The organism is Castellaniella sp. (assembly GCF_049650445.1).
GTDB lineage: Bacteria > Pseudomonadota > Gammaproteobacteria > Burkholderiales > Burkholderiaceae_B > Castellaniella.
The window spans coordinates 24394-45637 of record NZ_JBASAD010000031.1 but is presented as its reverse complement, the minus strand read 5'-3'; the positions used below and the strand labels follow the sequence as shown (position 1 = coordinate 45637).

The 21244-nt window shown below is 65.5% G+C and carries 20 protein-coding genes and 2 tRNA genes; 8 read left to right on the top strand and 14 right to left on the bottom strand.

Annotation, left to right across the window (positions count from 1 at the left end; translation table 11 throughout):
- Positions 1 to 205: 205 nt before the first annotated feature.
- From arsB to WA983_RS10245, 5 genes are all read right to left on the bottom strand, one after another.
- Positions 206 to 1252, bottom strand: coding sequence for an ACR3 family arsenite efflux transporter (gene arsB, locus WA983_RS10265; protein ID WP_424311999.1), 1047 nt, complete (start codon positions 1250 to 1252; stop codon positions 206 to 208).
- A gap of 113 nt (positions 1253 to 1365) precedes the next feature.
- Positions 1366 to 1863: an arsenate reductase ArsC gene (locus WA983_RS10260; RefSeq protein WP_424250319.1), complete on the bottom strand. Its 498-nt coding sequence runs from the start codon at positions 1861 to 1863 to the stop codon at positions 1366 to 1368.
- Between the two features lie 11 nt (positions 1864 to 1874).
- The gene (locus WA983_RS10255; RefSeq protein ID WP_424311998.1) at positions 1875 to 2321 is read right to left on the bottom strand and encodes an ArsI/CadI family heavy metal resistance metalloenzyme; all 447 of its coding nucleotides are present in this window, start codon (positions 2319 to 2321) and stop codon (positions 1875 to 1877) included.
- The gene (locus WA983_RS10250; protein ID WP_424250323.1) at positions 2318 to 2665 is read right to left on the bottom strand and encodes an ArsR/SmtB family transcription factor; all 348 of its coding nucleotides are present in this window, start codon (positions 2663 to 2665) and stop codon (positions 2318 to 2320) included. The genes WA983_RS10255 and WA983_RS10250 overlap by 4 nt, the downstream gene beginning before the upstream one ends.
- A gap of 214 nt (positions 2666 to 2879) precedes the next feature.
- Positions 2880 to 2956, bottom strand: a tRNA-Arg gene (locus tag WA983_RS10245).
- A gap of 157 nt (positions 2957 to 3113) precedes the next feature.
- Between WA983_RS10245 and WA983_RS10240 the strand changes: the two genes are divergently transcribed.
- The 3 genes from WA983_RS10240 to WA983_RS10230 all read left to right on the top strand — a co-directional run bounded on the left by WA983_RS10240 (position 3114) and on the right by WA983_RS10230 (position 5917).
- Positions 3114 to 3422: a DUF485 domain-containing protein gene (locus WA983_RS10240; RefSeq protein ID WP_424250325.1), complete on the top strand. Its 309-nt coding sequence runs from the start codon at positions 3114 to 3116 to the stop codon at positions 3420 to 3422.
- Entirely contained in the window at positions 3419 to 5143 is a 1725-nt protein-coding gene (locus tag WA983_RS10235) for a cation acetate symporter (RefSeq protein WP_424311997.1), read from the top strand. Before WA983_RS10240 ends, WA983_RS10235 begins: the two co-directional genes overlap by 4 nt.
- Positions 5144 to 5437: 294 nt before the next feature.
- Complete coding sequence (locus tag WA983_RS10230) at positions 5438 to 5917, top strand: carboxymuconolactone decarboxylase family protein (protein WP_424250329.1); 480 nt, start codon at positions 5438 to 5440, stop codon at positions 5915 to 5917.
- Positions 5918 to 5971: 54 nt separating this feature from the next.
- Here WA983_RS10230 and WA983_RS10225 read toward each other — a convergent pair whose 3' ends face one another.
- The 5 genes from WA983_RS10225 to WA983_RS10205 form a co-directional block, all read right to left on the bottom strand.
- Positions 5972 to 7180: a trans-sulfuration enzyme family protein gene (locus WA983_RS10225; protein WP_424247653.1), complete on the bottom strand. Its 1209-nt coding sequence runs from the start codon at positions 7178 to 7180 to the stop codon at positions 5972 to 5974.
- A gap of 94 nt (positions 7181 to 7274) precedes the next feature.
- A complete protein-coding gene (locus WA983_RS10220; protein ID WP_424311996.1) occupies positions 7275 to 8729 on the bottom strand; it encodes a phospholipase D-like domain-containing protein in 1455 nt (484 codons plus the stop codon).
- A complete protein-coding gene (locus WA983_RS10215) occupies positions 8726 to 9013 on the bottom strand; it encodes a hypothetical protein (RefSeq protein WP_424247649.1) in 288 nt (95 codons plus the stop codon). The genes WA983_RS10220 and WA983_RS10215 overlap by 4 nt, the downstream gene beginning before the upstream one ends.
- A 61-nt stretch (positions 9014 to 9074) precedes the next feature.
- Positions 9075 to 9503, bottom strand: a complete 429-nt coding sequence (locus tag WA983_RS10210) for a multidrug/biocide efflux PACE transporter (protein ID WP_424247647.1) — start codon at positions 9501 to 9503, stop codon at positions 9075 to 9077.
- A gap of 103 nt (positions 9504 to 9606) precedes the next feature.
- Positions 9607 to 9682: transfer RNA gene (locus WA983_RS10205), tRNA-His, on the bottom strand.
- Between the two features lie 198 nt (positions 9683 to 9880).
- Between WA983_RS10205 and WA983_RS10200 the strand changes: the two genes are divergently transcribed.
- From WA983_RS10200 to WA983_RS10180, 5 genes are all read left to right on the top strand, one after another.
- Positions 9881 to 10507: an L-threonylcarbamoyladenylate synthase gene (locus WA983_RS10200; protein ID WP_424247645.1), complete on the top strand. Its 627-nt coding sequence runs from the start codon at positions 9881 to 9883 to the stop codon at positions 10505 to 10507.
- A gap of 110 nt (positions 10508 to 10617) precedes the next feature.
- On the top strand, positions 10618 to 11271 hold the full coding sequence (locus WA983_RS10195; RefSeq protein ID WP_424247643.1) for a site-2 protease family protein: 654 nt from the start codon (positions 10618 to 10620) through the stop codon (positions 11269 to 11271).
- 82 nt (positions 11272 to 11353) lie between these two features.
- Complete coding sequence (dapA, locus tag WA983_RS10190) at positions 11354 to 12256, top strand: 4-hydroxy-tetrahydrodipicolinate synthase (protein WP_424247641.1); 903 nt, start codon at positions 11354 to 11356, stop codon at positions 12254 to 12256.
- 11 nt (positions 12257 to 12267) lie between these two features.
- Positions 12268 to 13383: an outer membrane protein assembly factor BamC gene (gene bamC / locus WA983_RS10185; RefSeq protein WP_424247639.1), complete on the top strand. Its 1116-nt coding sequence runs from the start codon at positions 12268 to 12270 to the stop codon at positions 13381 to 13383.
- 146 nt (positions 13384 to 13529) lie between these two features.
- Positions 13530 to 14819: a methyl-accepting chemotaxis protein gene (locus WA983_RS10180; protein WP_424247637.1), complete on the top strand. Its 1290-nt coding sequence runs from the start codon at positions 13530 to 13532 to the stop codon at positions 14817 to 14819.
- Here WA983_RS10180 and cysG read toward each other — a convergent pair.
- From cysG to WA983_RS10160, 4 genes are all read right to left on the bottom strand, one after another.
- Entirely contained in the window at positions 14775 to 16271 is a 1497-nt protein-coding gene (cysG, locus tag WA983_RS10175; protein ID WP_424247636.1) for a siroheme synthase CysG, read from the bottom strand. The two genes, WA983_RS10180 and cysG, sit on opposite strands and share 45 nt — an antisense overlap.
- The gene (gene cysI / locus WA983_RS10170; RefSeq protein ID WP_424247633.1) at positions 16268 to 17986 is read right to left on the bottom strand and encodes an assimilatory sulfite reductase (NADPH) hemoprotein subunit; all 1719 of its coding nucleotides are present in this window, start codon (positions 17984 to 17986) and stop codon (positions 16268 to 16270) included. Before cysI ends, cysG begins: the two co-directional genes overlap by 4 nt.
- A gap of 21 nt (positions 17987 to 18007) precedes the next feature.
- Positions 18008 to 19813: an assimilatory sulfite reductase (NADPH) flavoprotein subunit gene (locus tag WA983_RS10165; RefSeq protein ID WP_424311995.1), complete on the bottom strand. Its 1806-nt coding sequence runs from the start codon at positions 19811 to 19813 to the stop codon at positions 18008 to 18010.
- Between the two features lie 150 nt (positions 19814 to 19963).
- The gene (locus tag WA983_RS10160; RefSeq protein ID WP_424311994.1) at positions 19964 to 21160 is read right to left on the bottom strand and encodes a cupin domain-containing protein; all 1197 of its coding nucleotides are present in this window, start codon (positions 21158 to 21160) and stop codon (positions 19964 to 19966) included.
- Positions 21161 to 21244 lie beyond the last annotated feature (84 nt).

The following is a 21244-nucleotide window of genomic DNA, read 5'->3' as shown; positions in this document are numbered from 1 at the left end:
GATGTTGGAACCAAAGGCAGGGACGTGCCCGGAACTTTAGCATTTGCGGCCAGGGCGCACGTTTCCTGGTGTGTCCGGGTTGCCGGAACGGTTTGGGGAGGCCGTGATGTGCCGGGCTGCGCCGCAGGGGCGCATCAGGTATTTGGCTTGCTCATGGATGGACTCCTCAAGTTTGAAGTGTCAGAGGTTCGTTTACAGACTTTCATCACGACGCTGAAAAATGCGTGCGTGTGCGGTTGGCAAAAGCCACCAGGGACAGCATCACCGGCACTTCGACCAACACGCCGACCACAGTCGCCAGTGCCGCGCCCGAGTTCAGGCCGAACAGGCCAATCGCCACAGCCACCGCCAGCTCGAAGAAATTGGAGGTGCCTATCATGGCGCAGGGGGCGGCAATCGGGTGCGGCAAACGCCAGGCCCAGGCCCAGGCATAACCCAGGGCGAAGATGGCATAGGACTGAATAAGGATAGGCAAGGCAATCAGCACAATCAGCGTGGGTTGGGCCAGAATCACCGGCCCCTGGAAGCCGAACAGCAGCACCACGGTGAGCAGCAGGCCGAGCATGGAGGCTGGCTTGGTGCGGGCGATGAAGTCCGCAACGGCCGCCTCGCCGCGCCGAGCGATCAGGCGCTTGCGTGTCCACCAGCCGGCGATCAGCGGCAGCACGATATAAAGCGCCACCGACAGCACCAGAGTCTCCCAGGGGATGGCGATTTCGGTCACGCCCAGCAGCAAGGCGACGATGGGGGCGAATGCCACCACCATCACCAAGTCATTCACCGAGACCTGTACCAGCGTGTAATTCGGATCGCCCCGGGTCATTTGGGACCACACGAACACCATGGCCGTGCAAGGCGCGGCGCCCAGCAGAATCAGGCCGGCGATGTATTGCTGCGCATCCAGGGCCGGGATCAGGCCGGCAAACAGGTGCTCAAAGAACAGCACCGCCAGCGCCGCCATGGTGAAGGGCTTGATCAGCCAGTTGATCGTCAGCGTGATGATCAGCCCCTTGGGCCGCCTGCCAACGGCCTTAAGAGAGCCCAAATCGATGGCAATCATCATCGGGTACACCATGGCCCAGATCAGCACCGCGACGATAAGGTTGACCGAGGCATATTCGATGGTCGCCAGGGTGCTGAACAACTGCGGCATCAGATTGCCCAGAGTCAGCCCGGCCAGGATGCACAACGCAACCCAAAGCGTCAGGTAGCGCTCGAAAATGCCCATGGGCGAGGCAGCAGCGCGGCTCATGACATCCTCCATTTAGCCAAGGCAAGCAGGCGATGGAGGTCTTGCCGACGCCTCCCTGCAGTGCAGAAAAGGAAACGCGGCGCTTGAGTCAGAAAATGCATGAGTCGTCCTTCCTACTGCTGACCGATGGTGCGCAGTTCGCGCTGTAGTGACATGGCATCCAGCCGTTGCAGTGGCAGCGACAGAAAGAGCTCGATGCGCCGGCGCAAGGCCAGCGCAGCATCCTGGAATGCGTTGAGTCGTTCTTCTTCGCTGCCTTCTGCCGCCGCCGGATCGGGCACGCCCCAGTGTGCCGAGACTGGCTTCCCTGGCCAGAACGGGCAGCTCTCGCCGGCGGCGTTATCGCAGACCGTAAAAATAAAGTCGAACACCGGCGCTCCAGGCGCCACGAATTCATCCCAACTCTTGCTGCGATAACCGGTCGTCTTCATGTGCAGCCGGCCCAAGGTGGCGAGTGCGAGCGGATGTACCTCGCCTTTGGGTTGGCTGCCCGCAGAATATGCGTGGAAGCGGCCTTCACCCAATTCGTTCAGGATGCCCTCAGCCAAGATGGATCGGGCGGAATTACCCGTGCAGATGAACAACACGTTGTACGTGGCGTCTGTAGCCATGGAGTGCCTTCTCAATTGCAGCAGGAACGGGAGCTTGGAGCGCAGCAAACCGGAGTGTCCGCCGGTGTGGCGGCTGGGGCTGCTTCGTGGAACACCGGGATGTTGCCCAGCGTGTGGAAGTGTTCCCAGGCAATCCCTTGCGGATCGGTGACCCAGTGTTTCTCACTACGCGCGTAGCAACAGGTTGTGGTGCCTTCATCGAGCAATGCCATGTCAGCCGCTTGCGCGCGGGCTTTCAGGGTGGCTAGTTCTTCAGCATCGTCGGTCTGGAATCCCAGGTGGTCGACGCCCGGCTGGTTTCCGCGCGTGGAAATAGCGAAGTTCACCGGAGGGTCTTCAAGCATCCATTTCGCGTAGTCGCCCTCGACGCGCGCGGGTTGCGCGGCAAAAAGCCGGGAGTAAAAGTGGATGTTGCGCGTCAAGTCATCAACGTGCAGGTGGACGTGAAAGCGCTTCATGGCAGGCTCCTTTCAGCAGGATGTACGACAGGGGGAGAAGATTCGGTGACTTCGCATGTGCCGCCTTGGCAGCAGTGCTCCGTCATGTAGCCCAGCAGGCCGTTCATCTGGGCAAAGTCGGCGCGATAGATCAGGTTGCGGCCCTGTTGCTCGGTGGTGACCAGGCCCGCATGGGCCAGTTCCTTCAAGTGGAAGGACAGCGTGTTGCGGGCCACATCAAGCTGTTCGGCCAGGACACTGGGGGTCAAGCCTTCGGGGCCTGCGACGACCAGAGCGCGGTACGTGCGCAGGCGCTGAGTGTGGGCCAGCGCGCTGAGGGCAGAGATGATTTGAGCTTCGTTCATTATTCAATAATACAACGATCATTGAATCAATGTAAATACCGATCTGACAAACCTGCTACCTGATCGGCAGAGAACAACCGGTGCGCCGGTGCCTTGCCTGGATTTGCGCTATCACTTGCGCTATCAATGGGCCATCAAGGCCTGTGTTTGTGGTGATGAAAAGTGCACAAAAAATAAAACCTGTGTATTTTCAATCACTTGAAACGCTGATTTTTGGCCCGCCCTACTGGATTCGAACCAGTGACCTACGGCTTAGAAGGCCGTTGCTCTATCCAACTGAGCTAAGGGCGGCTGGGTGGCGCGTCCGCGAAACCTGGATTCTAACGTGCATTCCGGGTGTCGGTGTTTTCCCTGATCTTGCAATAGATCGGGCCGCCTGTAAGGCCCTCGTCAGGTCGGGTTTTTATCTTGCACTGCATCATACAAACCATCCCACGAGGAGACCGACATGGGAGACAAACAGACACAGGCCATCGTGTCGAATCCGAAGTACCAGCATCTGCGGCGGACACGGCTGCGCTACGGCTGGACGCTGGCCGTGATCATGCTGGTGGTGTACTACAGCTTCATCGGCGTAATCGCATTCGACAAGGAACTGTTTGCGTTGAGGCTGGGCGAAGGCGTCATGACCTGGGGCATCCCGGTCGGCTTCGGCGTCATCGTGTTCAGCGTGCTCATCACCGGCCTGTATGTGCGCCGCGCCAACAATGAATACGACCGCCTGACCCGCGAAATCGTTCAGGAGGCCGGGCAATGAACCGTACGACGATGACGACGCGCGCACTGGGCGCGCTGGCCCTGGCGACCCTGGCGACGACTGCGCAGGCCGCAGGCGGTGATCTGGGCGAATTGCAACAGCAGGCGACCAACTGGACCGCCATCACGATGTTTGGCCTGTTCGTGCTGCTGACGCTGTGGATCACGAAATGGGCGGCGGGCCGGACCCGCTCGGCCGCCGACTTCTACACTGCCGGCGGGGGCATCACCGGCTTTCAGAATGGTCTGGCGATCGCCGGGGACTACATGTCCGCCGCTTCGTTTCTGGGCATTTCCGCCGCCGTGATGATCAACGGCTACGATGGCCTGATCTATTCCATCGGCTTTCTGGTGGGCTGGCCCATCCTGACCTTCCTGATGGCCGAGCGGCTGCGCAATCTGGGCAAGTTCACCTTCGCCGACGTGGCGGCCTATCGCTTCAAGCAGGGGCCGATCCGCGCCTTCGCGGCATCGGGCACCCTGGTGGTGGTGGCGTTCTACCTGATCGCCCAGATGGTCGGCGCCGGTCAGCTCATCAAGCTGCTGTTCGGCCTGGAATACTGGATCGCCGTGGTCGTGGTCGGCGTGCTGATGATGGTCTACGTGCTGTTCGGCGGCATGACGGCCACCACCTGGGTGCAGATCATCAAGGCGGCGCTGCTGCTGGGCGGCGCGACCTTCATGGCGCTGATGGTGCTGGCGCATTACGGCTTCTCGCCCGAGCGCCTGTTCGCTGCTGCGGTCGAGGTCAAGACCCTGGCCGCGATGGATGCCGGCAAGGACGCCGCCCAGGCCGGTTCGCTGGGACAGTCGATCATGGGGCCGGGCAACTTCATCAAGGACCCGATCAGCGCGATTTCCTTCGGCATGGCGCTGATGTTCGGCACCGCCGGCCTGCCGCACATCCTGATGCGCTTCTTCACCGTGCCCGATGCGCGCGAGGCTCGCAAGTCCGTGTTCTGGGCCACGTCCTGGATCGGTTATTTCTACATCCTGACCTTCATCATCGGCTTTGGCGCCATCGTGCTGGTGTCCACCAATCCGCAGTTCCTGGACGCGGCCGGCGGCCTGATCGGCGGCGGCAACATGGCGGCGGTGCACCTGGCCGACGCCGTGGGCGGCAATGTGTTCCTGGGTTTCATGTCGGCCGTGGCCTTCGCCACGATTCTGGCGGTGGTGGCCGGGCTGACCCTGTCGGGGACGTCCGCCGTGTCGCACGACATTTATGCGACCCTGGTCAAGAATGGCAACGCCACCCGCGAACAGGAAATGAAGGTCGCCAAGATCACCACGGTGATCCTCGGAATCGTTGCCGTGGCGCTGGGCATCGCCTTTGAAAAGCAGAACATCGCCTTCATGGTGTCGCTGGCTTTTGCGGTGGCGGCCTCGGCGAACTTCCCGGTGCTGTTCATGTCCGTGCTGTGGAAAGGCTGCACCACGCGCGGCGCGATGATCGGCGGCTTTGCCGGCCTGATCAGCGCCGTGGGCCTGACGGTGGTGTCGCCCTCCGTCTGGGAAGCCACGCTGGGCAATCCGGCGGGCTCTGCCTGGTTCCCCTACGCGTCTCCGGCGCTGTTCTCCATGACGATCGGTTTCGTATCGATCTGGCTGTTCTCGGTCACGGACCGCAGCGACCGCGCCCGCATCGACCGGGCCGGCTTCGAGGCCCAGACCGTGCGCAGCGAAACCGGGATCGGCGCGGCCGCCGCCAGCGCGCACTGAGTTGTTGCAGGGACGGCGGCCTGACCGGCCGCCGCCCACGCTCTTACCCTGGGCAGAAGCACCTGCCGCAGTCCGGGGGCTCTCGCACCCCGACGACCGTGATCCGGCCGCCGGGGTGTTTCTTTGTGTCAAGCGGATGTGGGGCTTATGGTCAATCAGGACCGAATCGGTGCACAATGGGTTTTGCCGCCGGGCCGCCCCAAGGCTAAACGCCCCCCTTTTTGGGGGCAGCCAGCAGCCTCGGGCTGCGCAGCGTGGGGGCGCTACTACACCTCTTTCTGGAACTGATCGACCATGACCCAACGCCTGAACTATTTCCAGGCTTCCCCCGAAGCCGCCCGCAAATACAGCGAGTTCAGCCAGCTGCTGCACGCCAACCCCTTTCTGGCCGAAATCGGCCACCTGGTCACCCTGCGGGCCTCGCAGATCAACGGCTGCGCCTTCTGCGTGGACATGCACGTCAAGGAAGCCAAGATCGCCGGCGAGCGCGAACTGCGCCTGCATCATGTGGCGGTGTGGCGCGAATCGCCCTTGTTCACGGACAAGGAAAAAGCCATCCTGGAATGGACGGAAGCCCTGACGCGGCTGTCGTCCGGGGACGTATCTGACGAACTGTTCCAGCGCGTGCGTGAACAGTTGTCCGAAAAGGAACTGGCCGACCTGAGCTTCCTGGTGGTGGGCATCAATGGCTGGAACCGCCTGGGGGTGGCTTTCCGCTCGGTGCCGGGCTCTGCGGACGCTGCCTACGGACTGGACAAGGCCGGGCTGAGCTGATCCGGACCGATCGCGCCGGGCCCCGCATGTGCGCGGGGCCCGGTATCGGGGTGCTTACCCTCGCATCGCCTGTTCGAGCGCCTGGGCCAGGTCGGCCTTCAGGTCGTCGACGTGCTCCACGCCCACCGACATGCGCACGAAGTTGGGTTCGATGCCCGCAGCCTTCATGTCGTCCTCGGTCATGGCGCTGGCCCACATGGACGCGGTGTGCACCGCCAGGGTTTCGACACCGCCCAGGCTGACCGCCTGAGTCGCCAGTTTCAGTCCGCAGACGAAGCGCTGGGTGGCGGCATAGCCGCCCTTGATCGAATAGGCCACCACGGCGCCGAAGCCGCGCATCTGGCGCGCCGCCAGGACGTGCTGCGGATGGCTTTCCAGGCCGGGATAGAAGACCTGTTCGACTTCGGGGCGGGTTTCCAGCCATTGCGCCAGCGCCAGGGCGTTGGCGTTGATGCGTTCCATGCGCAGCGACAGCGTGCGCAGGCCGCGCAGCAGCAGCCAGGCATCCATGGGCGACAGGACGGCGCCCAGGGTGACGTGCATCTTCCAGATGGTCTCGGCGAGTGCGTTGCTGCAGCAGATGGCGCCTGCCATCAGGTCGTGGTGGCCGCCCAGGTACTTGGTGGCGCTGTGCACCACGATGTCGATGCCCAGGTCGTGCGGACGCTGGTTCAGCGGCGAAGCGAACGTGTTGTCGGCCACGGTCAGGATGCCGCGCGCCCGGGCGATCCCGGCCACCGCCGCCAGGTCCGTGATGGACAGGCTGGGGTTGGCCGGCGTTTCCACCATGATCAGCTTCGTGTTCGGGCGCAGCGCGGCGCGCAGGCTGTCCAGATCCGTCTGGTCAAAGGTGCTGACCTGCACGCCGTAGCCGGCGAGCACCTCGCAGAACAGCTTGGTGGTGCTGACGTAGTGGCGTTCCTGGATGACGGCGTGGTCGCCCGCCTTGAGCAGCGCCAGAATGGTGGTGCTGATGGCGCCCATGCCCGAACCCGTCAGCAGCGCGCTTTCGGTGCCTTCCAGGCCGGCCAGAATGGCTTCGACGCGCTTGTTCGTCGGGTTGCCGTGGCGCGTGTAGAAGGTCGCCGGCCGCACGGTCGTGGCCATGTCCGAGAATTCCTCGGCGGTTTCGGCACGAAAGGTGGCACTGTAATGGATCGGCGAAACCACGTCGGCCCCGAGGCCGCAGACGGCATCGCCGTGCAGCACCTGGGTCTGTTCATGCCAAGGCGCGTCGGGGGAAGCGGGCCGGGACGGGTTCATGAGAATGGGCTCCTGCGCAAGAAGGGGGGACAGGCGCTCATCATACGCCCGCGTGGGCCGCCGGATCGTGGCGCCGGGGCAGTCTTTCAGCGTATCAGAGATACGGGCTGGCCAGCCAGATGACCCGGTTGCGCAGGCGCTTCAGGTAGGGTATGGCATTCAGGTCTTCCAGCGTCACGCGTTCGGATTGCGCGATATTCGCGTCGATGCGTCGTCCGATCTGTCCGGCCAGGGCGCGGTCGTAGATTTCCATGTCCAGTTCGAAATTCAGCCGCAGGCTGCGAGGGTCCAGGTTGGAGGAGCCCACGTAGGACCAGGCATCGTCGATGGTGAGCATCTTGGAGTGATCGAAATTCCCACGGTGGCGCCAGACGCGGCAGCCGCCTTCGATCACCTGGGCAAGCTGGGCGGTCATGGCGTAGTTCACCAGGCGCAGATTGTTGCGTCCCGGGATCACGATGTCCACCTGGATGCCGCGCCGCGCCGCCGTGTTCAGCGCGCCGATCAGGACCTGGTCGGGCAGGAAGTAGGGGGACTGGATGCGAACGTGTTTTTGCGCCACGGCCAGGGCGCCCAGCAGCACGCGGTGTGTGGCCGCCATGAAGCGGTCGGGGCTGGTGCGGATGCAGCGCGCCGGTATCCGGGGTGTGGGGGGCAGGGCAGAGATCCGGACCCAGTCTTCGATGCGCAGCCGCTCGCTGGTGGCGAATTCCCAGTCGTTGGCGAAGACGGCGAACAACTGAGTGGCCAGCGGGCCCTCGATGCGGAAATGCGTGTCGCGGTCCGTCCGCCGGCCCGTCAGAGACGTCATGAAGCTCTCGCGAATGTTCATGCCGCCCATGAAGCCCAGGCGGCCGTCGACGAACAGGATCTTGCGGTGACTGCGCAGATTGGCGTAGGCCGAGCGCAAGCCCAGCGGATTGGTCATGAAGCGGTCGGCACGGACACCGTTGCGCTGCAGCAGGCGCAGGATGGGCGGGCGGGAATAGCGCGCGCCGACGGCGTCGATCAGCACCCGGATCTCGACGCCGCGTGCCTGGGCGAGCCGCAGGGCCTCGGCAAAGCGCAAGCCGATCCGGTCGTGGTCGAAGATATAGCTTTGCAGCGCGATGCAGTGGTGGGCTTCGGCGATGGCCTGCAGCATGGCTGGATAGGCTTCGTCACCGCCATCCAGCAGGCTGACGTGGTTGCCGCCCTGCAGGGGAAACCGGCCGACCTGATCGCACAGGATGCGCAGCGAGGCGAACTGCGGGGCAGAGACCGGGCTGACGTCGCCAAAGGTCGGGTGTGCGCTGTTGACGTAGTCCTTGATCAGACGGCTGCGCTGGGTGGACATCTGGTCGTGGCGGATGCGGTTGATGCCCGCGACCAGATACAGGAAGGCACCCACGAACGGCGACATCAGGATGACGCCGACCCAGGCGATGGCCGCGCGCACGTCGTTCTTTTGCATGGCTGCCTGGGCCGCCACCACCAGACTGACGGCCAGCGACAGCAGGGCCGTCAGATGCGGCCAGTAGTCGTGCAGGAAGTCGCTCAGGACGCTCATGCCGGTGTGTCCGGGGACGGACGCGACGGCTGGCCGGGCGTTGGCGCGGCTTCGGGCCGGCGGCGCAGGGAATCGAACCAGTCCGGATTGGGCCGGCCGTCGGCGGCGTATTGTTGATTGCGGGAATTGGAGCGCCAGACACCACCGCCAATGCCGGGGATGGGTTCGGTCCGATACCAATACCAGCGCCCGTCGGCATCCTGCGCGGACCAGTTCCAGCCGTCAGGGGCAAGGGACCAGTCGGGGGCGTGGGGCGCCGGGGGCGTGTCGGGAGGGGCGTTCATGCTGCGTTCCGGGATGAGGCGGCCTGCGCGGTCAAGGAGCGCCCAGCCGTGCGCCGGGCCGTCAGTTCGCTGCGATCAGATTCTGCCGAATCTTGTCATACCCCAGGTTGAAAAGAAAGCCGTAGGGCAGGTAGAACAGCACGAAACCGATGTCCAGCAGCAGCGCGTTCCAGATCGAGATGTTCAGCCACCAGGCGACGAAGGGGATGGCGATGACGATCAGGCCGCCTTCGAAGCCAAAGGCGTGCGCCACCCGGATGCCGTAGGTGCGGTCGAAGCCGACGCGCGCCTGCAGGCGGTCGAACAGCCAGTTGTAGAGCATGTTCCAGGCCACTGCGATCGTGGCGATGACGGCGGTGAGGATGCCCATGTCGAACAGACCGTGCCCGGTGATCCAGGCGGCCAGGGGGGCGGAAATGCCGATGGCAAGGATTTCGAACGCCAGCGCGTGAAAGACGCGTTCTGACAAGGGGCGATCGTGGATGTGCATGGCGGGTGGTTCGCTGCAGCGGTGTCGTCACCGCGTGGATGCGATCGGACGGGGTCGTCCCCGTCGCCCGGGAATCCGGGGGATTGCAGCACAGAAGAATTCTTGGGGTGACCGATGGGGCTCGAACCCACGACAACCGGAATCACAATCCGGGACTCTACCAACTGAGCTACGGTCACCACTGCAAAGAACAGAAATTCTAGCATGTCTGAAATCCTTTTGCAGGCAACACTTCGATGCTTGATCGCCATCCCGTTTTAGGTCATGTTATTGGCTGCGGATTTGATTTCAGCGGTTCACCCGGGGCCTCCTGGGAATCGGCCCGGTGACGGGCGTGTTTCACGGTGGCCGGACCTTTCCCATAAGGAAGATTGCTCATGGCACAGATTTTCGTCGTCCATCCCGAAAACCCGCAATCCAGGCTGCTTCAGCAGGCCGGCGACCTGCTGGCCCAGGGGGGGCTGGTGGCTGTCCCCACGGACTCCAGCTATGCCGTCGTGGCGCGCCTGGATGACAAGGACGCCGCCGAGCGCCTGCGCCGGCTGCGCGGTCTGGATGAACGCCACCATCTGACGCTGTTGTGCCGCGATCTGGCGGAAATCAGCCACTTCGCCAAAGTCGACAACCCCCAGTACCGGCTGCTGAAGCTGGCCACGCCCGGCCCCTGGACCTTCATCCTCGAAGCCACCAAGGAGGTCCCGCGGCGCGTTTCGCACCCTTCGCGCAAGACCATCGGCATCCGTGTGCCCGAGCACCGGGTGGCGCTCGCCCTGATCGAGGCGGCCGGCTCACCGCTGCTCTCGACCACCCTGATCCCCCAGGACGAGGACCTGCCCCTGAACGACGCCCAGGACATCGTCGGTCGCTATCAGCACGATCTGGCCGCCATCGTGGACGGCGGTGCCTGCCCTTTCGAGCCCACCACGGTCATCGATCTGACGGCCGAAACGCCCCAGGTGATGCGGGTGGGCCGCGGCGACCCGGCGACGCTGGGCCTGTCCTGATCTCGGGGACCTCTCCGAGCCGCTTGCAAGCGGCTCGGATTCGTCAGGCATAGTACAGTCCTCAATGGACTGTACTATGTCCTGTCTCATTCTCATCTGCCCGAGTTTCTGTGGACAATCTGATCCAGACCATCGCGGTCTATGCCTTGCCGGTCCTGTTTGCCATTACCCTGCACGAGGCCGCGCACGGCTACGTGGCGCGCTATTTCGGCGATCCTACCGCTCAGCAGGCCGGCCGCATCAGCCTGAACCCGCTGCGCCATATCGACCTTATGGGCACCATCGTGGTGCCGCTGGTCTTGCTGTTCGCCACCAAGCTCATGGGCGGTGGACTGCTGTTCGGCTGGGCCAAGCCCGTGCCGGTCAACTGGAGCCGTCTGCGCCGGCCCAAGCGCGACATGCTGTGGGTCGCTCTGGCGGGGCCGGCCTCCAACCTGTTCATGGCCATCGGCTGGGTGCTGTTCCTGCGGGCCATGCTGTCCTTGGACCTGATCAGCGGACCGCAGGATTTCTGGCTGCTGATGGCCAACGCCGGCGTCCAGGTCAATCTGATCCTGATGGCGCTGAATCTGCTGCCGCTGCCGCCGCTGGACGGGGGCCGGATCGTCTTCAGCCTGCTGCCCCCGCGTCTGGCCTGGCGCTATGGCCGGATCGAACCTTATGGGCTGATGATCCTGATCGTGCTGATGATGCTCGGCTGGCTCTGGCCCCTGATGCTGCCGCTCCTGAAACTGGGGCAGTGGGTCGTCGGTGGATTTTTGTAGATCGGCGGTCCGAATCCGGTAAACTCAACCTTTTGTTTCGCTCGGGGACTTTCCCGGGCGTTTTGTGGAGACATTCCTCATCATGGCCGGCTCGGATTCATCGACCCCAGTCTTTCAGGGCAGCATGGTTGCCCTGGTCACGCCCATGCATCCCGACGGGCAGTTGGACCTGGAAGCCTTCCGAAAACTGATCGACTGGCACGTCGAACAGGGCACCGACGCGCTGGTGGTGGTCGGCACGTCCGGTGAATCTCCTACGGTCACCGTCCAGGAACAGGCCGAGCTGATCGAACTGGCCGTGCGCCATGCCAACGGGCGCATTCCCGTGATTGCGGGCACCGGCGGCAATTCCACGACCGAAGCCATCGAACTGCAGCGCCATGCCTACGCCGCCGGCGCGGCTGCCGGCCTGACGGTCGTGCCCTACTACAACAAGCCGACCCAGGAAGGTCTTTATCAGCACTTCCGTGCCATCGCCGAATCCGGCGACCTGCCCAGCATTCTGTACAACGTGCCGGGCCGCACGGTGGCGGACCTGTCCAACGAGACCATCCTGCGTCTGGCCCAGGTGCCGGGCATCATCGGTGTCAAGGACGCGACCGGCAACATCGCTCGGGGCGCCCAACTGATCGCAGCCGCACCGGAAGGCTTTCACGTCATCAGCGGTGACGATCCCACTGCTGCCGCGCTGATCCTGCTGGGTGGCCGGGGCAACATCTCCGTCACCGCCAACGTCGCGCCGCGCCTGATGCACGAACTGTGCGCCGCTGCGCTGCGGGGCGACGTGCTCGAAACCCGCCGCCTGAACAGTCAGTTGGCGACGTTGAACCAGGTGCTGTTCCTGGAAGCCAACCCCATCCCCGTCAAGTGGGCCGTGGCCGAAATGGGTCTGACCCAGTTGGGCTATCGCCTGCCGCTGACGCCTTTGTCCGATTCGTTCCGCACCGTTGTGCGCCAAGCCCTGATTGAGGCCGGTTCCCTGTGAAGATGAAACGCATGCCGCTCGCCCGGACCAGCCTGGTGCTGGCGGGTCTGCTGACCCTGTCCGCCTGCTCGGCTCTTAATGAAATGACCGGTCAGACTGACTCCGTCGAATACAAGAGCACCGTTGCGGGGGACCCCTTGTCGATCCCGCCTGATCTGACCCAGGCCAACAAGAACACGCACTACGTCGCCCCCGAAGGCGTCGCCCGTCTCAGCGACTACAAGGCCAGCCAGGGCGCGCAGAGCGCGAACCCGGCCGACCGGGTGCTGCCCAAGGCCTCCGGCATCGAGGTCATGCGCGATGGCACGCTGCGCTGGCTGGTGGTCAGCGAGGCGGCTGAAAACCTGTACCCGAAGATCATCGAATTCTGGGGCGAACAGGGCTTCACCATCCATTCCCAGAACGCGCAGGCCGGTCTGATCGAGACCGACTGGGCCGAAAATCGCGCCAAGATCCCCGAGGGCTGGCTGCGCAGCGCCCTGGGCAGCGTGCTGGATCAGGTCTTCGACAGTGGCGAGCGCGACCGCTTCACCACGCGACTGGAGCGCGTGAATGGCAAGACCGAGGTCTACATCAGCCATCAGCACATGGAAGAAACCCCCACGGGCGATGGCACGGCCTTCAAGTGGGTCTTCGGTAAAGAGGACCCGGGTCTGAACGCCGCCATGCTGGCCCGTCTGATGGTCTACCTGGGTACCGACCAGCAGCAGGCCGCCCGGCAGGTCAAGGCCGCCGAGGCCGGCGCGACTGAGACTTCGGTCGCCACACTTGCCCAGGACCAGACCTCTCTGACCGTGGCCGAACCCTTCGACCGGGCCTGGCGTCGCGTGGGCGTGGCCATCGACTCGGCCCGCTTCACGGTCGAGGACCGCAACCGCGCGCAGGGTGATTACTACATCCGCTACCTGGATACCGACTCGGGCGAAAAAATCGAACAGCAGACGGTGTTCGGCCGCATGTTCGGCACCCGTAACGCTGCTGAACCCCAGAAGCTGCGTATCCACCTGGCCCAGCAGGGCGGCGGCACGCAGGTCAGTGTGCTCAACGAGGCCGGTCAGCCCCTGACCGACGCCACGGCAAAGCGCATCCTGTCGGTCCTGTCGAAGAACCTGAAGGAAGCCCAGTAAGCCTGGTTCGCGCGGGGTCCTGATCCCGCTCGTGCTTGTGAACGGAAAGCCTCGCCGGCATGATCGGCGAGGCTTTTTGCTGTTGTTCCCTCTTGTTGTTACCTGTGCATCAAGCTAATATGTTAGTAAAATCACAGGAGACAACCATGAGCATGCGGATACGCTGGATGAGCGGGCGGGTGGCTCAGGACATCCAGAGCCTGGATCGGCAGGCGCTCGACATCACCATCAGCAACGCCAGCATGATGTCCTCGTTCACGAATGTGATCACTCTGTCGCGCGAGCAGACGGGTATCCTGGCCAGACTGAGGGGCAGCATGGACACCCTGGCGCACAGCGTCGAGACCGTGGTGCAATCGGCCGAGGTCACGCGCGATGGGGTCGACAATATGCACGCGTTGGCACATCGGGGGGACGAACTGCTGGACGAGACCACGGCCCGGCTTGGGGCGCTGGCCCGGTCGGCGGACAGTCTCAGCGACCGGTTCCGCGAGGTCGTGCGCCGGACCCAGGAGATCGAGGGCATCCTGGGCTTGATCCAGCACGTCGCCATGCAGACCAATCTGCTGTCGTTGAACGCGGCCGTCGAGGCAGCCCGGGCGGGTGAGCAGGGGCGCGGCTTTGGTGTCGTGGCCGAAGAAGTCCGCAAGCTCGCGGCCCGCACCGACGAGGCCACCGTGCAGATCCGCTCGATGATCTCGGCGATCTCGGCCAGTACGGCCGAAGCCGGCGGTTTTCTCGAAACCGTGCTGACCGATATCCAGGCCGGGGTCGAGCATGCCCGCGAGGCCGGACAGGCCCTGAACGACATCAGCCAGCATTCCAGCCGCACGCTGGAAGCCTCCGATCAGATGACTGAAGCGGCGCGCACGCAAAGCGGCCTGAGTCAGCAGATCGGTCAGGACATCGCATCCCTGTCCGCCTCGGCCCGGCAGTCCGTCGAATGGGTGGGCAAAAGCAACGTCGATCTGCGTCTGGTCCAGGGACAGATCGGCCTGCTCAAGCGCGGCACCGCGCAACTGCTGCCGGGGCGCCCGGAACTCGAGGTGCTGTCGACCTGTGCCGAGGAAATGCGGGCGTGCAACATCCTCATCAAGAACGCCGACGACTATGCTGAAATCCAGCCGGTGGTCGAACGGATCGGCGAGGTGGACCAGATCATGGACGAGACCTGGGCGCGCTACCAGCGCCGCGCGCGGAATCTGGCGGCCCAGGAACATTTTGTCGCCGCCGTGCAGGCCTACCGCGCGATCCGCAGCGACATCCTCGATCTGGCCCGACGTGGTCACTTCGATGCCGTGCGGGACAAGATCACGACGCAGGGGCGTCCCGCCTACGGCGCAATCAAGCAGGCTCTGACCGAACTTGAGGCCGGGGACGTCGCGAAGCGCTCAGGCCGCCGCTTGCTGTCGTCGCAGAGTGGCACCACCGGCTGATTCGTCGCTTGATTCGCCAGCCGTTGTCGTCCGCAGCGTTTCGCCGAACCACGCCAGATCCAGGCCCAGCGCGGCGACTGCGCCGACGATGATCAGGGCGGGGGAGCGGATGGCGTGGTGGCGCGCCTGTTCCACGACCGAACCCAGGGTGGCGTGCAGGGCGCGCTGTTCGGGCCGCGACCCGTTTTCCACCAGAGCGCAGGGCAGGTCGGCGGTGTGGCCTTCGGCCAGCAGCCGGTCGCGCAGCGCCGGCAGGCGTTCGACCCCCATGTAGTACACCCGGGTCTGGCCATCGCCATCGGCGGGATCATGCGGTTCGGCCGAGAGTGATGGTGGTGGCGACGGCGTGTTCACCGGCGCGCCTGCCTTCGGATGCGCAGTGGACAGGGTCAGGGACTGGGCGTGGTCCCGGTGTGTCAGCGGAATGCCGGCGTAGGCGCCGCAGGCCAGGGCGGCGGTGATGCCGGGCACGACTTCATAGGCGATGCCGTGCCGCTTCAGGTGCTGAAGCTCTTCGCCGCCGCGTCCGAAGACCATGGGATCGCCGCCTTTCAGGCGCACCACGCAGCGCCCTTGGCGGGCGTTCGACACCATCAGGGCGTGGATGCGGGACTGGGTGGATTCGTGCGGGCCGCCAGGGGCCTTGCCCACGTCGATCACCTGCGCATCGCGCCGCGCCAGCGCCAGGACGGCGGGGCTGACCAGACGGTCGGCCAGGATGACGTCGGCTTCGTTCAGGGCGCGCAGGCCGCGCAGGGTCAGCAGGCCCGGATCGCCAGGGCCTGCGCCGACCAGCAGCACCTTGCCTGCCGGGGGCGGGTTGGCGGTCGCCAGAGCCTTGTCCAGCAGGGTTTCGGCCTCGTCGGCGCGGCCACGCCGCAGCGCACCCAGGACGGGGCCGTTCAGCAGCCAGTCGTAGAAATCCCGGCGCGAGCGCAATTGGGGCCGTGCCTGGCGAATGTCGGGCCGCTTGCGCTGCGCCAGCGCGGCCAGGATGCCCAGGGCCGGGTCGAACAGCGATTCGATGCGCTCGCGCAGGCGTCGGGCGATCACGGGCGCGGCACCGCCCGAGGAAATGGCGATGGTCAGCGGTGCGCGGTCGACGATGGCCGGCACCTGGACGCTGGACAACGCCGGATCGTCCACGACGTTGCAGAACAGGCGGCGGGCCGTGGCGGCATCCGCGACCTGTTGGTTCTGCGCGCGGTCGCTGGTGGCTGCGACCGCCAGCCAGGCCTCGTCCAGCAGGGCGGGATCGAACTCTCCCAGGCGCAGCTCGATTTCGCCCGCCAGGGCACGTGCGAGCACCTGGGGATGGGCTGCGCGGGCGCTGACGATGACCCGGGCGCCGGCCGCACGCAGCAGCGCGATCTTGCGTTCGGCCACCAGGCCGGCCCCGACGACGACGGCGGTGCGGTCCTTCAGGTCGGCGAACAGCGGAAAGTGGTTCATGCCGCGCTCGCCTTGCGGCCAGGATCGGCGATGTGCGGGTCGCGTGCGTCGGCCTGGATCACGCCGGCGCGCACCAGGAAGTCCCCAAAGCCTTCGTCCGCGACGCGTTCACGGGCATATTGGCCGAACAAGGCGTCCAGGCTGGACAGGATGTCCGCTTCGGTGATGTTCTCGCGGTAGACGACGTTCAGGCGTTCGCCGATGCAGTCGGCGCCCAGGCGCAGGTCATAGCGCCCCAGGGCGCGGCCCACCAGGGCGATCTCGCCCAGGTAGGGGCGCGAGCAGCCGTTCGGGCAGCCTGACAGGCGCAGCAGGATAGGCGCGTCACGCAGGCCGTGCGTTTCCAGCAGAGCTTCCAGTTTGGGCAGCAGGACGGGGGCGTAGCGCTCGCTCTCGGCCATGGCCAGGCCGCAGGTGGGCAGCGCGACACAGGCGATGTGGTGGCGGCGGATGCCGCTCTGTTCCTTGTAGCCGTCCAGTCCGTATGCTTCGACCAGGGCGTCGATGGCGGTGCGGTCGGCCTCGTCCACGTTGGCGATCACCAGGTTCTGATTGCAGGTCAGGCGGAATTCGCCCTTCAGGATCCTGGCGATCTCGCGCATGCCGGTCTGCAGGCGCGGACCTTCCTGGTCCCACAGGCGGCCCGAGGCGATGTACAGCCCCAGGTGCCAGCGGCCGTCCTCGCCGCGCGACCAGCCGTAGCGGTCGCCGTTGTGCTCGAAGCGGTAGGGGCGCAGAGGCTCCAGCGGCGTGCCGCTGCGCAGGCCGACCTGTTCGCGGAACCAGTCCACGCCCAGGCGGTCGATCGTGTATTTCAGGCGGGCGTGCTGGCGTTCCTTGCGGTCGCCATGGTCGCGCTGCAGGGTGACCACGGCCTCGGCCACGGCGACCACGTGTTCCGGCCGGCTGAAGCCGATCAGCGTGCCCAGACGCGGGTAGGTGCTGGGGTCGCCCGCCGTGGCGCCCATGCCGCCGCCCACGGCCACGTTGAAGCCTTGCAGCACGCCATTCTCGATGATGGCGACCAGCCCCAGGTCGTTGGCGAAGACATCGCAGTCATTGGTTGGCGGCAGGGCGACGCCGATCTTGAACTTGCGCGGCAGGTAGGCCGAGTCGTTGCCGTAGATGGGTTCCTCGTCGACCGCCTCGCCGACCTGCTCGCCGCCCAGCCAGATTTCGGCGTAGGCGCTGGTGCGTGGCAGGAAGTGATCGGACAGGCGCTGCACCCACTGTTGCGTCAGCGCATGCTGGCTGGACAGGTGCGGATTGACTGAGCTGATCACCTGGCGGTTCACGTCGCCGCAGGCGGCGATCGTGGTGGCGCGGGCGTCGTGGATGCCCTGCATGAAGGCGCGCAGGTTGCGCTTCAGGATGCCGTGCCATTGGAAGGTCTGGCGCGTGGTGATGCGCAGGCCGCGCGTGGCGTATTTCTGCGCCAGTTCGTCCAGCGCCAGCCATTGGTCGGGGCTGATCACGCCGCCCGGCAGGCGCGCGCGCACCATGAAGGCGTAGGCCGGCTCCAGCTTCTGTTTGCGCCGCTCGTCGCGGATGTCGCGGTCGTCCTGCATGTAGCTGCCGTGGAATTTCAGCAGCTTGGTGTCGGCTTCGGGGATGGCGCCGGTCACCGGATTTTCCAGCTCTTTGGCGATGGTGCCGCGCAGGAACCGGCTTGCGGTCTTGATGTCTTCCAGGGGGGACAGGGGGGAAACGCTCATGTCGGGTATCGGAATGTGAAATTAGTAAACGTCGCGGGCGTAGCGGCCTTGTGCTGCCAGGTCGTCCAGCCATTGGCGGGCGCCTTCCTCGTTCAGGCCGCCGTGATCGCGGGCGATGTCCAGCAGGGCGGCCTGGACGTCGCGGGCCATGTGGTCGGCGTCACCGCAGACGTAGAGATGGGCGCCCGCCTGAATCCAGTCATAGACGTCCGCGCCCTGCGTCAGCAGCTTGTGCTGGACGTAGATCTTGTCCGCCTGATCGCGGGAGAACGCCAGGTCGATGCGGTCCAGGTGGCCGTCCTTCAGGGCCTGCTGCCATTCGGTCTGGTATAGAAAATCGCTGGTGAAATGCGGATTGCCGAAGAACAGCCAGTTGCGTCCCGGGGCGTTCGCGTCGGCGCGGGCCTGGACGAAGGCGCGAAACGGCGCCACCCCGGTGCCTGCGCCGATCATGATGATGTCGCGGGATGCGTCGGCGGGCAGGCGAAAGCGCGTGTTTTCCTCGATGAAGACCGGGACCGTTTCGCCTTCGGCGCGCTCGGACAGGAAGTGCGAGGCCACGCCCCAGCGGGGTTCGCCTTCCCGTTCAAAGGCGACATGTCCCAGCGTCAGGTGGACCTCGTCTTCAGCCACCGCCGCGCAGGAGGCGATGGAATACAGGCGTGGGGTCAGCGGGCGCAGGGCTGCCACCAGTTCCGGGCCGGTCCAGCGCACCGGCCACTGGCGCAGCGCATCGATCAGTTGATGCGTGCCCAGATAGGCGGCCAGTGGTTCGCGGGCGTCGGGTTTCAGCAGCGCCGTCAATTCGTCACTGCCAGCGCGTTCCGCCAGCGCTGCCAGGAAGGGGCGGGTCAGCACCGTCAGTTCGCGGTAGCGGCCCAGCCATTCGCCCAGGGGGCGTTGGGCGCCCTGGTGCTCGACCGGATCGGCGGCATTCAGGCCGCCGGCCTCCAGCACACGGGCGACCAGGGTGTCGTCCTGCACCGGCCAGACGCCCAGGGCGTCGCCGGGTACGTAGTGCAGTTTGCTGCCCGCCAGGGACAGTTCCAGATGGCGGATGTCCTTGTCGCTGTCGCGGCCCGTGATGGGCTGGTTCAGCAGCACTTCGGCCTGGAACGGGCGGTCGCGGGTGAATTTCTCGGTCTGGGGATGCAGCGGCGTCACGGTGGCCTGGGGGGCGGCGGGTGCGGTGGACTTCAGCGCGTCGCGTGCCTGTTCCAGTGCCCGGGCCTGCCAGGGGGCGGCGACCGTCTCGATGTCCAGATCGGCCGCACCGGCGTCCTGCAGACGCTGCGCGCCCAGCTCGGCCAGGCGGGCGTCGATCTTCTGCGAGATGCCGCAGAACGAGGGATAGCTGGAGTCCCCCAGACCCAGCACGGCGTATTGCAGCCGGGGCAGTTTCGGTGCGCGCTTGCCCAGCAGGAACTCGACCCAGGCGATGGAATCGTCCGGCGGATCACCGTCGCCCTGGGTGCTCATGACCACGTAGAGCAGTTGCTCGTCCTTCAATTCCTTGGTCTTGTACTGGTCGGCCCGCACCAGGCGCGCCTCCAGACCCAGGCCCTGCACCTGTTCGTGCAGCGCGGCGGCGATCCGCCTGGCGTTGCCTGTCTGGCTGCCGTAGACGATGGTCAGCCGCTGGGCGGCGTCGGCGGCCGGCGCGGCGGCGACCGCCAGCGGGGGAGCGACTTCCCGCACGGGTTGGCGTGCCTGGGCGACACCGGCGAAATAGCCCGAGAGCCAGTGCAGGCTGGGGGATTCCAGTGAACCCGCCAGTTCGGCGATCAGGGAATGATGGGCTTCGGGCAGGTAGTTCGGCGCGAGCATGGCACGGTCTTGTCAAAACGAAGGAAGCGTCCATTCTGGGACGCTTCCTTCATGCCGTGAACGAACCGATGCTTATGTTTTTATGCGGATATAAGCAAATTGCCTGACGTATGCGAAGCGCTTGCAAGCGGTGGGATGGGCGGGCTGGATTCAGGCTTCCCAGTGCAGCCAGCCTTCCTGCAGCCATTCGTCCAGCAAAGCCAGGGTTTCGGGGGACAGACGGCGGACGTCGTCGGCCTCCAGCGCACGCCGGTCGGCTAGCGTCTGCAGACCGGGTTCGGCCGCCAGGGGGGCGACTTCGCCGTTGATGAACACCTGCTGGTCGCAGTACATCAGCCGTGTGCAGCGGTCCAGCGTCAGGCGGCCCGACGCCGGGATTCCTGCGCGCAAGGTCGGGGGTTCGTCCGCCGGGTCGAACAGCGCGCTGTCGGGCAGAGACGTCAGCCACTGGCCCAGGAACCGTGCCGCCACGGTACGATCCAGGCGGATCTTGGACAGGGTCTCCAGCGTTGCCCCTACCAGCGCATCGGGCAGAGCGGCCGGGGTCCGGGTGGCGGGCGTGCCGGCGTCGGTGTACAGCGCGGCCAGGTCCGGGCCGGGAAGGCAGGGATGCCCGTACAGCCCCGGATCGTCCAGGTGCTGGGCCGAGACCTGGTCGGCCGCCGCTTCCAGCAGGCCCCGGGCCAGCGTGGCCTGGCTGGGGACGCGGAAACCGATGGACAGCGTCATGCAATCGTTGCCGATGGCGACGCCGTCGTGGCAGGCATGCGGGGGCAGGTACAGCATGTCGCCCGGTTCCAGAATGTCGTCTGCGTCCGGCTGGAAGTCGGCCAGGATTTTCAGCGGCAGCCCGGGCACCAGGCTGCGGTCCGCCTGCTGGCTGGTGCGCCAGCGGCGCCGGCCGTGGCCTTGCAGCAGAAACACGTCATAGCTGTCGAAGTGGGGGCCGACGCCGCCGCCGTCGGTGGCGACGCTGATCATCAGGTCGTCCAGCCGGGCGTCGGAAATGAAGCGGAACTGCCGCATCAGCGCGGCCGAGGCGTCGTCGTGCAGGTCCACGCTTTGTACCAGCAGCGTCCAGTTCGGCTGCGTGGCGGGCGGCAGTTTGCGAAACGGCCCGTGCTTCAGCGACCAGCCCTTGTCCCCGTGGGTGATCAGACGGGATTCGACCTCGTCGCGGCGGGCCAGCGTGTGCACGTCGCGGATCGTGACCGGCGGCTGAAAGCCAGGGATCGCCTGGCGCACCAGCAGCGGTTTTTTCTGCCAGTAATCGCGCATGAATTCCTGGGGCGTCAGACCGCCCAGCAGGGGGGTGGGCTGGTCGATGTCGGGGATGGCAGAGTGCATGGCTGGTGTCCTGTGATAGTGCAGGGCGGCGGGCCGGGGCGCCTGGGGCGAGGCAGTCCGGTGTTCACGCCGGGCCGTTGTGCG

What these genes read in the sequence shown, in the direction of transcription:
- WA983_RS10250 (WP_424250323.1), bottom strand. Translation starts at nt 2,665, where the DNA reads ATGAACGAAGCTCAAATCATCTCTGCCCTCAGCGCGCTGGCCCACACT.
- WA983_RS10180 (WP_424247637.1), top strand. Translation starts at nt 13,530, where the DNA reads ATGAGCATGCGGATACGCTGGATGAGCGGGCGGGTGGCTCAGGACATC.
- WA983_RS10240 (WP_424250325.1), top strand. Translation starts at nt 3,114, where the DNA reads ATGGGAGACAAACAGACACAGGCCATCGTGTCGAATCCGAAGTACCAG.
- WA983_RS10260 (WP_424250319.1), bottom strand. Translation starts at nt 1,863, where the DNA reads ATGGCTACAGACGCCACGTACAACGTGTTGTTCATCTGCACGGGTAAT.
- WA983_RS10230 (WP_424250329.1), top strand. Translation starts at nt 5,438, where the DNA reads ATGACCCAACGCCTGAACTATTTCCAGGCTTCCCCCGAAGCCGCCCGC.
- arsB (WP_424311999.1), bottom strand. Translation starts at nt 1,252, where the DNA reads ATGAGCCGCGCTGCTGCCTCGCCCATGGGCATTTTCGAGCGCTACCTG.
- WA983_RS10165 (WP_424311995.1), bottom strand. Translation starts at nt 19,813, where the DNA reads ATGCTCGCGCCGAACTACCTGCCCGAAGCCCATCATTCCCTGATCGCC.
- dapA (WP_424247641.1), top strand. Translation starts at nt 11,354, where the DNA reads ATGGCCGGCTCGGATTCATCGACCCCAGTCTTTCAGGGCAGCATGGTT.
- WA983_RS10220 (WP_424311996.1), bottom strand. Translation starts at nt 8,729, where the DNA reads ATGAGCGTCCTGAGCGACTTCCTGCACGACTACTGGCCGCATCTGACG.
- WA983_RS10255 (WP_424311998.1), bottom strand. Translation starts at nt 2,321, where the DNA reads ATGAAGCGCTTTCACGTCCACCTGCACGTTGATGACTTGACGCGCAAC.
- WA983_RS10215 (WP_424247649.1), bottom strand. Translation starts at nt 9,013, where the DNA reads ATGAACGCCCCTCCCGACACGCCCCCGGCGCCCCACGCCCCCGACTGG.
- WA983_RS10225 (WP_424247653.1), bottom strand. Translation starts at nt 7,180, where the DNA reads ATGAACCCGTCCCGGCCCGCTTCCCCCGACGCGCCTTGGCATGAACAG.
- WA983_RS10160 (WP_424311994.1), bottom strand. Translation starts at nt 21,160, where the DNA reads ATGCACTCTGCCATCCCCGACATCGACCAGCCCACCCCCCTGCTGGGC.
- bamC (WP_424247639.1), top strand. Translation starts at nt 12,268, where the DNA reads ATGCCGCTCGCCCGGACCAGCCTGGTGCTGGCGGGTCTGCTGACCCTG.
- WA983_RS10235 (WP_424311997.1), top strand. Translation starts at nt 3,419, where the DNA reads ATGAACCGTACGACGATGACGACGCGCGCACTGGGCGCGCTGGCCCTG.
- cysG (WP_424247636.1), bottom strand. Translation starts at nt 16,271, where the DNA reads ATGAACCACTTTCCGCTGTTCGCCGACCTGAAGGACCGCACCGCCGTC.
- cysI (WP_424247633.1), bottom strand. Translation starts at nt 17,986, where the DNA reads ATGAGCGTTTCCCCCCTGTCCCCCCTGGAAGACATCAAGACCGCAAGC.
- WA983_RS10200 (WP_424247645.1), top strand. Translation starts at nt 9,881, where the DNA reads ATGGCACAGATTTTCGTCGTCCATCCCGAAAACCCGCAATCCAGGCTG.
- WA983_RS10210 (WP_424247647.1), bottom strand. Translation starts at nt 9,503, where the DNA reads ATGCACATCCACGATCGCCCCTTGTCAGAACGCGTCTTTCACGCGCTG.